The organism is Companilactobacillus paralimentarius DSM 13238 = JCM 10415 (assembly GCF_001434985.1).
Lineage (GTDB): Bacteria > Bacillota > Bacilli > Lactobacillales > Lactobacillaceae > Companilactobacillus > Companilactobacillus paralimentarius.
On record NZ_AZES01000040.1, the window covers coordinates 1 to 13,140 of the forward strand.

Consider the following 13,140-nt stretch of genomic DNA (forward strand, 5'->3'; position numbering starts at 1 on the left):
CCAAGTCTTCTTTGGTGACTTGTCCGAAAAATTCGATTAATTGTTGCAATCTACCTATTAAAAATACTGCCTGCAAAAAATGCGGCTATAGCGGTACCTAATGAACCCCACATTCTGACATGTCCATATTCAAATTTGTACTTTCTACTGGCTTTTTCTATGTAAGATTCGACTGCTCCCATAGAGGCAAGATAACTTCCACTCAAAAAGATACCTCCCAAAATTATTCCTAACGGGAAATTCTTTTGTAAAAGTGGACCATAAATATAAATAAAAAAAGGACCCATCAAAACTAAAATACCGCTCAAGAAAAATAGAATACTCTTACGCATTCCTAATCTATCTAAAAAATACCCATATAATGGTTGCAAGAGCAACGTAAAAATCCCATTAACACTATATAAGAAGCCTATTTTAACTCCACTTAAATGCAACACTTGTCCCATCCAAATGGAAATTAATGTATAACTTGCAGCCCAACTTAAAAAGAAAAAGAAAAAAATAGCACTGAATCTAATATAAATATTCTTGTGCATCAAAAAAATCCCCCTATTTGTACTGATTCAATGTCTTTAATAATTCCGTTTTAACTTCCTTTATCAAAGATTGTGGTTCCAAAACTTTTACATAATCACCTTGTCCTAATATCCAGTGTTTTAATCCTTGTACATAAAGATATCCCTCTATTATTACGCTGCCATCAGACTCATGACTGACTATTCTAGAATTAGGTAACCTGTCTAAAGCCGTCCATGGGTAACCTCTATATTTTATTTTGAAATAACTCTTACGACCACCATTTAGTAAATAAGTAAAGTTGCGGATCGAAGTACCATCTTCCCATTTCTCACGAGGAACATTGACCGATTTATTCGTTAACTCATAGGAAAGAATTCGATCTAATCGGTATACTCTTGAACCTTTCTCCTCAGAAAAAATCAAAACGTAAAAATAAAGATCTGAGAAATATAGACTAATAGGAATCCCGCGACGCAGCCTCTTCGTATCACTATTAGGAAGGCTGCCTTGATAGGTAAATTCGATTTCACTTTGAAATTCAATAAATTTGGTAAACATTTCAATATAATCCAGTAATTTCCCATTAGTTTTAACAGGTAAATAATTGATCTTCAAGAATTTATCAATTTTATATTGATCCTCGGAAACCACTACTCTTCGCAAATCTTTGATAATTGAATCAATTTCATTTTTAGAAAGAGATCTCGTACCGATAATTATTTGTATAATCGCTAAAACTTCTTTGGTACTGATTTTCTCGTCATTAATTACAAATCGATTCTTTTCCAGCCAATCAAATTGAATCCGATAATGTGCGTTGAAAACAGGATTTTCTTTAATAATTTGTAAATCTCGATATATTGTTCGTTGATTAACCTTATAGGTTTGAGCGGCGTCATCTGAATTGATTCTTTCTCCCTGTAATAAGCGCATCAAAATATCGATTATTCGAATTAAACTCTTCGGTAATTTTTTTTCGCTATCCCCAGCCATAATCTCTCCCCATTAATCTAAAACCCAAAGTAAGGTACATCTTACCTTACTGTTAATGACAAAGATAATATGTTTTGATAGCGGGTATTAATCATTTTTTATAGCAAAAAAGCAGCATCTACTTTAAAAGATGCCGCTAGCCTTTCTTGATTCCAATTATTAGGTGAAAATAATTTTAATTCCCCATAAACTACTAGTAACTTTTGACATTAGATTCACTTACTATTTGAAATTCCAACCATAGGTACTCAGACCCACCACGATTCGTTAAAACGGAATTAGTATTCATCTGCCACATATCGGCAGTAACTATTATTTTATTCTTAGAACAGAAGCTCTTTAACTCATCTAATCCCTGACAAACACCAGTTGTACTATTTTCCACTTTTATAACCGCATAATCCCCCGATGGTTTTTCAACCTTAGGCATTGCTTTACCACTATTATTGGTAGTAGATTCTTTGATCACGCGAAACGAAGCATCAGGATAGGCTTTAGAATCGAGATTAGGTAAATCAGTTAGATATCCAGACTGATTACCATCCATCAAAGCTAATTTATCTAATTGTTGATAAAATTCACCGAAAAGTTCTGCAATTTCTTCCTCCGTACAAGAAACGGCTTGCCTAGAACACCAAAAAGTTGTTTTAGGACGTTTAAACACTACTGGCTGATGTGGTTCTACTTTTAATTCTGAAGTTTCAACGACTTTTTTCATAATTACAGATTGTATTTTATTTAATTCATTTATTTTATTATCGATTTTCCCTTGAACATCAATTAAATCATTCATCATTTGAACACTATTTTTCCCTTGCAAATCACGAATATGATCCAAAGATAGTCCCAAACTCTTCATCCCTAATATAAATAGTAAGTCGTATAACTGGTCATAATCATAAATATGAGTATTGATAAATCAATATATAATAATTCAGCCTAATTAACAATCTTTTGTTTTGAAACAAAAGCCTGAATCGTAAATGCTATTATTTTCAGAATTTTCTTCAACCTTTTCACCACTATCGGTCATATCGGGTAAAATTGTCAAAATAATATTTGTACTCTTCTCTTCAGTTTCTACCATTGCTTGTTTTTTCATAGTTATATCTCATTTTAATTTTTCTTTAATTTTTAAAACAGATATTTTCTTCCTTTATTTTCACATCCCGTTGATTTATCAACTATTATAAACAAAAATAATTAAAAATAAAGTCTTTTTTAATTATTTTCTAATATAACATTGAATATAATTAAAAAAATAAAATTGAATTTACACGGAGAAATTTATGAAAACTATATAAAACACAAAATATATCTCAAAAACTAATAACTATTAAAAATGCTTTTACATTTATTCGTTTTCCCGAAAGAAAACTACTATCAGATTTTTGGAAGATACATATTTCCTGTATCCATGAGAAATACTCACAACTATTAGATATAGTTATTCCTTATTTAATTCAAGGGAAGTATTGAAACAATTCGTACAATCGATAGATTCTCCTTATTGTAAAACGGGAGAATTTTGGGAAAGAATGGGAGGAATTGCTCTTACAAATATAATGTTAACAATCAGCACCAATAATATGTTTAAAAATACAATGTACTCCGCTAAAGAACAATTACGAAATTCAATCCAATATTTGGTCATTAAAGATGGCAAAGAATTGTCCATTCAATTTAGCTCAAGAAAAATGTTTAGCGACGGAATTAATGGTCCAGATTCATTATTCAATGTCATTGACATATTTTTAGAATTGCAGAGGAATAAAAATTATTATGATAAAAAAATAGTTAAAAAGCATCCCACTCTAATGCTCCTGGTTACTCTTCTGACTGCATCCACAAATGCACTTGAAACAGTAGCAAATTTAATTTTAATATTTGCTATCAATGCTATCGTTGCACGTAAAGTAACACTATTTATTATACTTTTAAGTACTATGATATTAGGGTATTTGATTCACTGGATTACCGGTTACTATACCAATATTCTTGAAGAGAAATTGATTCAAAGAGAAAACCATGACATCCGTAAAAAATACATAGAAAATCAAATGTCAAGAGCTCTAAAAACTAAGTTAGATCCGGACAATATAATCAATGTTGTTACAAATGACATTCTTTTGTTTAACCAGCAATATTTAAAGGGGTTTTACAAATTATTCAATTGTATATTTGGAATAATATTTGCATCTATTGCCCTGATTTCTTTACATTGGTCCCTTTTCCTATTATCAATTATACTGACTGTCCTCTTAATGCTTTTACCAAAATTAGTTGGAAAAAGCTTACGAACCACAACAAGTAATATTTCGAATAGCAACGATGAACTTTTAAAGAAATTAAACGATTGGACCAAAGGATATTCTGATTTGCTCTGGAATAACTCACTCTCACAACTTTGGAATCAAACTCGTGATTCTTTTCATACGCTAGAAGATTCATATGTTGATCAACGAAAAGCACAACAAACGGCTATTCAATTTGGTGCATTCATGAATATCGCCGCACAAGCAATTATTATTGCCCTAGCGGGTTACTTAGCCATCAAAAATATCGTTTCAATTGGTGTTGTTATGAGTGCGGGAAATCTTGCTTTCCAATTATTTGGAGCCGTCTCAGTTTCCACAGATAGCATCATACTATTACAATCTGGTTCTTCTATTAATGATAAGCTTGTATCCTTAACTAAAAACATTTCTGTTGATAGTTCTGAAAAATACTCAGATACACTAACTAACATCAAAAGCATCGAATTACATGATTTATCATATACTTACAAGAACGGTACAGAAATAAAATATCCTAATATAACTGTTAATAAGGGTGACAAGGTATTAATTACCGGTCCAAGTGGAAGTGGCAAGGCCACCCTGATAAATCTTTTGAATGGTAGATTGAGTAACTATAATGGTTCAATAAAGTTAAATAATATAGAATATTCCTTATTTAATAACATTTCGTTCTTAAATATCTTTAGTTTACAACCGCAGAATTACCATATTTTTAACGATACCATTTCCAAAAATATCACCTTGTACAACGATAACTATAATTCGGAACAAATTGATTTAGCCATAAAAAAGGCACAATTATCAGAGAAAGTTGCATCACTTCCAGAGGGAATAAATACTCAAATCGGTTCAGAAAACGAGGTTTTTTCAGGAGGAGAACTGCAAAGAATCTCTCTGGCACGCTTCTTTATAAGAAAGCGTCCTATTCTTATAGTAGATGAAGAAACATCTGCACTAGATAAAAATAACGCTTATAAAGTAATGAATCTCTTAACTCAAGATAAGAATCTAACTCTGTTCGTCATCACCCACAGTATTGATAACGATGTATTAGATATGTTTAACAAGCACATTAGCCTTTCCCAACAATAAAACTAAGAAACTTTTAATCTGAAAAAGCACCCAATTCTTTTCTAAGGAATCGAGTGTTTTTGTATGTACTAGTAAATCACTACAATCAGTTATTTATTACTTATAGAGAGATAAATTTGCAAAGTAATACATACTAAAATCAATAAAGTGCTATTCTTTAACATCTGCACTAGATAAAAATAACGCTTATAAAGTAATGAATCTCTTAACTCAAGATAAGAATCTAACTCTGTTCGTCATCACCCACAGTATTGATAACGATGTATTAGATATGTTTAACAAGCACATTAGCCTTTCCCAACAATAAAACTAAGAAACTTTTAATCTGAAAAAGCACCCAATTCTTTTCTAAGGAATCGAGTGTTTTTGTATGTACTAGTAAATCACTACAATCAGTTATTTATTACTTATAGAGAGATAAATTTGCAAAGTAATACATACTAAAATCAATAAAGTGCTATTCTTTAATTGTAATTCAGGCACAAAAAAAGCCGAGCTAAGCCCGACTACTCCATTTGATCTTTTTCTTTTCGAGTGCTGTCTCGAATTGCTTTGTAAACTTTCATTCTAGCGACTCCAACGTCACGCACATTCTCCATGGCAAAACGTTTAGTTATACTGTCTTTCCTAGAAATGTAATGATATAAAGGAAGATTATCTAAATAAAATTGACGTGCGACAGTCGCATATTCAACGTTAAAAACTTGATCTTCCATTAAATCTAAGTCTGTTTGGAATCTTAAATTATTATCAGTAATAATCGAACGAATGTAGGCCTTGTTCCAAGTGTATCCCATCACAGTACCTGTCATTCTGATTATTTGCTTGATTGCTTCATCTCGACCAACAATTGAAGTTTGTCGACTTGAAACTTTATTTTTTACTTTGCCATTTTCGCCTTCATTAAAGAATCCGCAAGTAACCATATCTACATCGTAATCTTCAAATTTGGAGAGAAAGTGTTCTACATAATCAGGTTCAACCCAATCATCTCCATCGATGAACGTTACTAAGTCACCGTCGGCACTGGCTAATCCAGTATTGCGGGCAGCTGAAACACCTGCATTTTGTTTGTGGCAAACAACAGAGATCCAATCATACTTTTCTTCATAGGAGCGAATTATCTTCTGAGTTTGATCTGTAGAGCAATCGTCCACAATGATTAAGTCAAAATTACGATTAGTCTGAGCGATTACCGATTCAATCGAGCTAGAAATGTAGCTAGCTACGTTATAAGCCGTCATAATAATTGAAAGTTTATTTTTCACCATAAGTCACCTTAAATATTATTTTACTTCTAATGACCCAAAATACGCAACAAGACAGGGGAGGATAAAAATGAAACGTATCTTAAATCTTGAAGGTGCCATAAATTTACGTGAACTTGGTGGATATCCCACTAAGGATAGTACGACAATTAAATATAATAAGCTTCTTCGTTCAGGGGATATAAGTAATTTAACAACCAATTCTTTAAACTACCTTAAAAAGTATGGTTTAAAATATGTTATCGACTTTAGATCTAATCAGGAACAACAAACCTGGTCTGATGTTACTTCCAATTTCTATCGCATCTATTCTGACCCCGTCTACCCTTTGACTGGTAATGGAGATAAGCTGGCTGGGGCTATCAATCATGGCGACTATTCCTATCTAGGATTAATTTACCAAAGTGTTGTTTTAGACAAACACGGTCAAGAAGCTTACAGATTTCTTTTCGACCGCCTGCTCAATAATAAGCAAGATCATCAATCATTACTCTTTCACTGTGCCGCTGGTAAAGATAGAACTGGTATTGGTGCCCTTTTAATTCTGAAAGCTTTAGGCGTTGATGACGAAATAATTACTAAAGACTACCTATTAACTAATCTAATGTATCAAGATAGTGACGAAATCGAAGCCACTTTGAATGACGACAATGGTAATCAGGATATCAACAAGATGAATATGACCAAAGGTGATTTAGAGAGTATCACTTCAGTCTTTGAAGCCATTGAACATTATTATGGTAGTTTCGAGAACTATTTAGATAAAGCTTTGGGCATCGACCAAACTAAATTGGCCGAACTCAAACGAATTTATACCGAGTAAAAATTAATCTAATATTGTTTTATATCAAACTAGATTGGCAAGAAGTATTTTGCTTTCGTTATAATTATTAGTGGGAAGACGTAACCTCACTGATTTATCTGACTACAAATCCTACAGACTTCCCACGCATAATCTATCTTTATTTGACTGATACAAAACCAAAACGTCGTTTTCCTCATACATGTACTTGTATGAGGTTTTTTTATGTGCTCTTAGTGGTTTTACCACTTAGAACACATACGTTCCTTAGATTTTTGTCTTTTCGATTAAGAGCATATAAGCAATTCTAGATGTCCGTTCCAATGGACATTCTCTTATAAGATAATTAAACTTATCGTCATATAATTATAGTTAAGAAGGAGGAATACCATGGATCCACTCGCAAAGAAAGTAATTTTGTTCCTTTCTAAGAATACTGGCTATATCAAATCCACAGATTTAGCCAAAGAACTGAATGTATCCACCAAAACAATCTATCGAACTATCAAAAGGATAAATCATGACAGAGAAATCATAACTTCGCAACGTGGTTTAGGTTATACCATCGAACCCGGTAGTGATTCTGAATTGACCGAGAACTTCGATGATTTAAATGAAAACAAAAAGCGAACTTATGCTATTGGAGTCTATATTCTTTTCAATCAACCTACCGGACCCAAATTTTTTAAGACTGCCGATAAATTTTATCTTTCCGAATCGGCTTTAAACAAAGAGATTCAAAAAATAAATTCTAGTATCGACAAATTTAAAATTAAAATCACTCGTAAAAATGGTCACTTAATTGTTATCGGTAATGAAATCGATATTCGTCAGGCATTAAATTTCTTCCTGATTCGTAAAGGAGCCGTCTCTGAAGGTTTCACTTCCATTTCAGAAATTTTTCCTTCCATTAATGATAACGATCGAGGCTTTCTGATTACTCAACTAACTTTGATTCAAGATGAACTTAATGTAGTACTTGTTGATCCTTATACTTTAAATATTTTTTCTCATTTATATATTTTAATGGGAAGAATTAGATCATCTGCTCATGCAAGTAAACCGAAGAAAATCGAAACAACCGATATTAAGTATGATCAATTTTATGAAACGGCTCGCTTAATCATTGAAAATATTTCTCGATACACAAATCGCACAATTGATGCCAGCGAGATCATCTATTTGTCTCAATATCTGTTGTCACTTCGTTACATGCACAGCAATGATATTCAACAAATTAACAACGCCGCGCCTACCACCCAGTTTGAAAAGCCTGTAATTGATTTTGCTAACGAAATTATCAATCATTATCCTTTCCAAAGAATTATCAACAAACAGCATTTATTAACAGATTTATGTGCTCATATCAAGCCAATGCTTAATCGCTTAAAATCAAATTTGGTTGTCGTCAATCCTTTGGTCGATGAAATTAAAGACAGTTATAGTTCAGAATTTCAGCAAACCAAGCAAATTGTTGATGACTATACAATGAAGGAATATCAACTGAAATTATCGGAAGATGAAATTAGTTTTATCACTTTATATGTGGTTAAGGCTATTGAAGAAAGCGCTAAAACAAATAAAATTTTACTGATGTGCACTACTGGTATTGGTACAGCTCAATTACTTAGAACTAAATTATTGAACGCCATTCCTAATTTGAATATTACTGATGTGATTTCTTCCTATAGCTATCGTGAGGATATGGCTAAATATAACGCCGAAGCCGATCTTATTATCAGTACTGTAGCTATTCCTGAACAGAGCAAAGTTCCTATCGTTGTAGTCAGTCCCCTACTCAACGAATTAGATTTGCAAAGGGTTAAGTCATTTTTAAATGTTTAAGTACAATTATTTTCAACTCGATAATATCAACTCAAAACAAGAGTTGAATCAATTTATCAGTAAAAAGGTAGAAACACTTTACGACATTGGGGCTGAGAGTGTTTTAACTAAGATTATTGAACGAGAAAACTTAGGTTCTGTTGAGATTGGGACCAATTTTGATCTACCACATATCGAATATGATGGTCAGGAACAAGGAATTATTTTAGTGAATTATAAAATAAATAATTATTATGCTACATCTTTGTTTATAATTTTAAATGTTGTATATCTTGATAAGAATTTGGAAGAGTTCTTAAATCGTATTTTAAATGACGCAGGATTAGATAAATTACGCAACTGTAGAAATATTAATGATCTACAGAGAATTGTAGAGGGGGGATAAAAATGTTTGACGAAGAAATTGTTTTGCTGGACATTACACCAAAAGATAGCACTGAAGCTTTATCGATAGTTTCTGATGAACTAATTAAAAAGAATGTCGTTAAAGAAAGTTACAAGGACGCCATTATTAAACGTGAAGAAGAATTTCCAACTGGTCTAAATGCACCAAGTTGTGGTATTGCAATTCCACATACCGATGCCATCCACGTTAACAAACCACAGATCGCCATTGCTCGTTTGGCTCAACCAGTTAAATTTTTGCAAATGGGAGATGGAGCTGATGTCGAAGCTAAATTAATTTTTATGTTAGCTTTGAAAGAACCACATGCTCAACTTGAAACATTACAAAAATTGATGGCATTAATTCAAAACGAGACTGCTGTAGCTGAATTAATTGCTGCCAAAGATTCAAAAACTGTCATTAACGTATTAAAAGAAAATGATCTTTAATTTTTAGGGTTTAAAAATTATGAGGAGATGTCATTATGGCTGTTATTAAATGGTTATTGAGTGCTGGTCCTACAGTATTCTTACCAATGTTATTATTCGTTTTCGCACTAATTCTTAGAATCAAACCGGGTCGTGCCTTCAAAGCCGCTATTACTGTTGGTATTGGTTTTATCGGTTTGAATTTGGTTATCGGACTATTGACTGATAATCTTGGTCCCGCAGCTCAAGCAATGGTTAAAAACTTTCATCTAAGTTTGAACACTATTGATGTTGGTTGGCCTGCCGCTTCTGCAATTTCATATGGTACTACTTTAGGTAGTTTAGCTATTCCTATTGGAGTTGCTTTAAACGTTGTTCTATTGATTTTTGGACTTACAAAAACATTGGATGTCGATTTATGGAATTATTGGCACATCGCCTTCACTGGTTCACTTGTTTTTGCCGCAACAAAGAATTTTGGTTTAGGCCTGGCCACAATGGTTGTTCACGCAATGTGGATCTACTTCTTAGCTGACCTTGCTGCTCCAACTATTCAAAAACATTATGGCCTTGCAGGTATTTCTTTCCCACAAGGTGCTTCAGCCCCAGGATTTGTTCTAGCTTTGCCAATTAACTGGCTACTAGATCGTATTCCTGGTGTTAAAAATATTCACTGGACTCCTGAAACAATTCAAAAAAGACTTGGTATTTTCGGTGATTCAGCCGTTATGGGTCTAATCATTGGTATCGTTATTGGTGCCCTTGCTCAATACAATGTCACAAAAATTTTGAACTTAGGCATGTCAACAGCTGCTGTTTTGATTTTAATGCCTAAGATGGTTGCTCTTTTAATGGAAGGTCTACAACCTATTTCTGAAGCGGCTAATACTTTGGTTCAAAAGAAATTCCCTGGACGCAGCCTTTACATCGGAATGGATTCAGCTTTGGCTGTTGGTCAAGAAGCCGTTCTATCTGCATCTCTAGTACTTGTTCCACTTTCACTATTAATTGCCGTTATCTTACCTGGTAACAGAGTTCTACCTTTCGGTGATTTAGCAACAATTCCATTTATGGTTGCCGTTATGGCTGCTGTCTTTGGTGGTAACGTCTTTAGAATCGTTATCGGTGGTATTATTGATATCGCCATTTCATTATTAATTGCTTCCTGGGCTGCTCCACTACTTACAATCACTGCTAAATCAGCCCATTTTGCAATGAAAGGTGCAACTTCTATCTCAATCCTTTCCGATGGTGGTACTTGGACAACATTAATGATCGTCGGACTTGGCAAATTGATGACTTGGACAGGTATAATAGGTTTAGGTATTGTCGTTCTTGCCTTAATGATCTGGCTTAACAAGTTTCATGACAAGAAAGTCGCCGCAGAAAATAATTAAAAAGAAGGTTTAAAACATGGCAAAATCACTTATGGTCGTTTGTGGTACTGGTATTGCTACTTCTACCGTTGCTACAGGTAAAATCAAAAGCTATTTGGAAGAACAAGGATTAAGCTCTGAAGTTCACTTCCTACAATCAAAAATTGCTGATGAAGTTAGCGCTATCGGTAATGACGAATATGATATTGTTGTTTCAACAACAATGGTTCCAAGTTCAATCAAGGATAAAGTTATCAACGGTGTTCCTTTATTGACAGGAATCGGTGCTGATAAGGTTTTCGAAGAAATCAAAGCTAAAATTGAGGCTTAATTAGACATAATAATAAAGCATCGAAATCCCATTAAGATTTCGATGCTTTTTATATACTTTCCTTATATCAAAAACAAATATAATATTAGTGATAAGATATTTTTAAGCAAACTTTAACAATATTTTGTATAATTAAGTTTCGGATGTATATATACAACATGTGACCTTTTTGTGAACTTTTATCAAATGTCTTCATATACATAACAGTGTCTTGTATACTTATTTTGTCAACATAATGGAGGAATGCAAATAATGTTTTGTCCAAATTGTGGCCACAAAGTTGAACCAGATCAAAAATTTTGCGATAACTGTGGTTGGGCCCTAAAAAAGAAAAATACTGAAACAACAGAGACTAAAGACGACGACTCAATTCGTTCTCTGTCTGAAATTGAAAAAGAATTAAATCAAGAAGATCCTTCAACTAAAAAAACTGAGGAGAAACCTGTTTTACAACAAGCTCCTGCTCAACAACGAGAATACAGCAATACCAAATCTGAATCCGAAGTTGAGCCTCATAAACAAGAACCTTCCCATTCAGAACCAGAAATGAAAACTTTTAAGCAAGCTGATCGTTCATCTTTTAAGAAGGCAAATGCCGCTGAACCTTTAGATGATCGAACACAAGTTTATAACAAGAATGATTTTAATCCTATTTCTCAAAAGCCATACAAAGCTAATACCTTTGAAGATCCAATTAAAGAACCATTAAGTGATCCTTTCAAACCTACTAAAAGTGAATTACGCGCTGCTAGAGCTAAACAAGCTGCTGAGCAAGATGATCCTAATGACGGCTTTATCCACAACATGATAAAGTTTGCTAAAAATAATGCTTTTGTAAGCATCATTGCCATTATTATCGTAGCAATCCTATTAGTATTCAAACGTAACTATGGATTCATTGCCTTAGCCATTGTCCTTATTGCTTGGTTCTTATTATCTCAATTACGCCATGGTAACGAAACTGGCGCTAATAAAGCTTTAAAGCGTGAAACTTCTTTGAAGAAAAAGGATTCAGATGATCCTGACGACAATTATACTGAGGAACATTACCAAAAGCCTGTTCACAATAAGAGAGATGTTGCGGCCGAAAGACTTAATTCCAATAAGAAGACAACTACTCAAAAGATAATTATTGTTTCTTCTATTATTGGTTTCATTGCATCTATTGGTGGACCATTTTTAAATGGTGTCTCCCTATCAAGTACTATTTCTACAGCTGCTAATTACACGGCTAATATTGGAGCCCAATCAATTTGGATCACTAATGGATTTTCAGCTATCCGTATTATCTGCTTCCTATCACCAATTATTACCCTAATTGCCGCTAACTTTAGAAAACGTGGCACAATCAGATTGGTTAGAATTTTCACAGTTCTACCTACTATCTTATATGCAGCACTTTACGGAGCACTTTATGCTGGCTTGGTAAACTCAACCGCTATTACCGGACAAGTAGCTGTGACAACTAATGGATCATTTGGGACTAGTTTCTATGTGATCTTAGTTACATCAATTGTTTCCCTATTGATGTCATATTCATTACGTCCCAGAATAAAATAAACCCTCAGGGGTTTATTTTTTTATGTTAAATCACATATCAAATTAGTAAAAAATATTTTGTGCAGATCGAATTATTTTCCAATAACCTTTTTAATATAATTATTTTAGATAGTAGTATATTGGAGGTGATTTCGTGAAATTTAATAGACATATCAACAAAAATATAAAAAGGTTTCTTATTTTTATCGGCTGTACGATAAATAGAGTTGATAGGCATTTTGCCATCAACTCTATTTTTGTA

At 33.2% G+C, this 13,140-nt stretch carries 13 protein-coding genes; 8 read left to right on the top strand and 5 right to left on the bottom strand.

From position 1 onward, the window contains the following. Positions 1-50: 50 nt before the first annotated feature. The 4 genes from FD33_RS04570 to FD33_RS12630 form a co-directional block, all read right to left on the bottom strand. Positions 51-536, bottom strand: coding sequence for an MFS transporter (locus tag FD33_RS04570; RefSeq protein ID WP_034544495.1), 486 nt, complete (start codon positions 534-536; stop codon positions 51-53). Positions 537-549: 13 nt separating this feature from the next. Beyond that, positions 550-1,512, bottom strand: coding sequence for a helix-turn-helix transcriptional regulator (locus FD33_RS04575; protein ID WP_025086292.1), 963 nt, complete (start codon positions 1,510-1,512; stop codon positions 550-552). A gap of 193 nt (positions 1,513-1,705) precedes the next feature. Then, complete coding sequence (locus FD33_RS04580; RefSeq protein ID WP_162256977.1) at positions 1,706-2,371, bottom strand: GyrI-like domain-containing protein; 666 nt, start codon at positions 2,369-2,371, stop codon at positions 1,706-1,708. Positions 2,372-2,455: 84 nt separating this feature from the next. Further along, complete coding sequence (locus tag FD33_RS12630) at positions 2,456-2,614, bottom strand: hypothetical protein (protein WP_156407825.1); 159 nt, start codon at positions 2,612-2,614, stop codon at positions 2,456-2,458. Between the two features lie 373 nt (positions 2,615-2,987). Between FD33_RS12630 and FD33_RS04585 the strand changes: the two genes are divergently transcribed. Next, a complete protein-coding gene (locus FD33_RS04585) occupies positions 2,988-4,904 on the top strand; it encodes an ATP-binding cassette domain-containing protein (protein ID WP_056955794.1) in 1,917 nt (638 codons plus the stop codon). Positions 4,905-5,410: 506 nt separating this feature from the next. Here FD33_RS04585 and FD33_RS04590 read toward each other — a convergent pair. Continuing rightward, positions 5,411-6,175, bottom strand: a complete 765-nt coding sequence (locus FD33_RS04590; RefSeq protein ID WP_034544396.1) for a glycosyltransferase family 2 protein — start codon at positions 6,173-6,175, stop codon at positions 5,411-5,413. Positions 6,176-6,242: 67 nt separating this feature from the next. Between FD33_RS04590 and FD33_RS04595 the strand changes: the two genes are divergently transcribed. From FD33_RS04595 to FD33_RS04625, 7 genes are all read left to right on the top strand, one after another. Beyond that, entirely contained in the window at positions 6,243-6,995 is a 753-nt protein-coding gene (locus tag FD33_RS04595) for a tyrosine-protein phosphatase (RefSeq protein ID WP_051564303.1), read from the top strand. Between the two features lie 369 nt (positions 6,996-7,364). After that, positions 7,365-8,819, top strand: a complete 1,455-nt coding sequence (locus tag FD33_RS04600; RefSeq protein WP_025086086.1) for a BglG family transcription antiterminator — start codon at positions 7,365-7,367, stop codon at positions 8,817-8,819. Then, complete coding sequence (locus tag FD33_RS04605) at positions 8,812-9,204, top strand: PTS sugar transporter subunit IIA (RefSeq protein WP_025086087.1); 393 nt, start codon at positions 8,812-8,814, stop codon at positions 9,202-9,204. The genes FD33_RS04600 and FD33_RS04605 overlap by 8 nt, the downstream gene beginning before the upstream one ends. A gap of 2 nt (positions 9,205-9,206) precedes the next feature. Continuing rightward, a complete protein-coding gene (locus tag FD33_RS04610) occupies positions 9,207-9,653 on the top strand; it encodes a PTS sugar transporter subunit IIA (RefSeq protein WP_025086088.1) in 447 nt (148 codons plus the stop codon). Positions 9,654-9,688: 35 nt separating this feature from the next. Further along, positions 9,689-11,029: a PTS galactitol transporter subunit IIC gene (locus FD33_RS04615; protein WP_025086089.1), complete on the top strand. Its 1,341-nt coding sequence runs from the start codon at positions 9,689-9,691 to the stop codon at positions 11,027-11,029. A 16-nt stretch (positions 11,030-11,045) separates the two neighbouring features. Then, complete coding sequence (locus FD33_RS04620) at positions 11,046-11,339, top strand: PTS sugar transporter subunit IIB (RefSeq protein WP_025086090.1); 294 nt, start codon at positions 11,046-11,048, stop codon at positions 11,337-11,339. Positions 11,340-11,591: 252 nt separating this feature from the next. After that, positions 11,592-12,899, top strand: coding sequence for a zinc ribbon domain-containing protein (locus FD33_RS04625; RefSeq protein ID WP_056955795.1), 1,308 nt, complete (start codon positions 11,592-11,594; stop codon positions 12,897-12,899). The last annotated feature ends 241 nt before the right edge of the window (positions 12,900-13,140 follow it).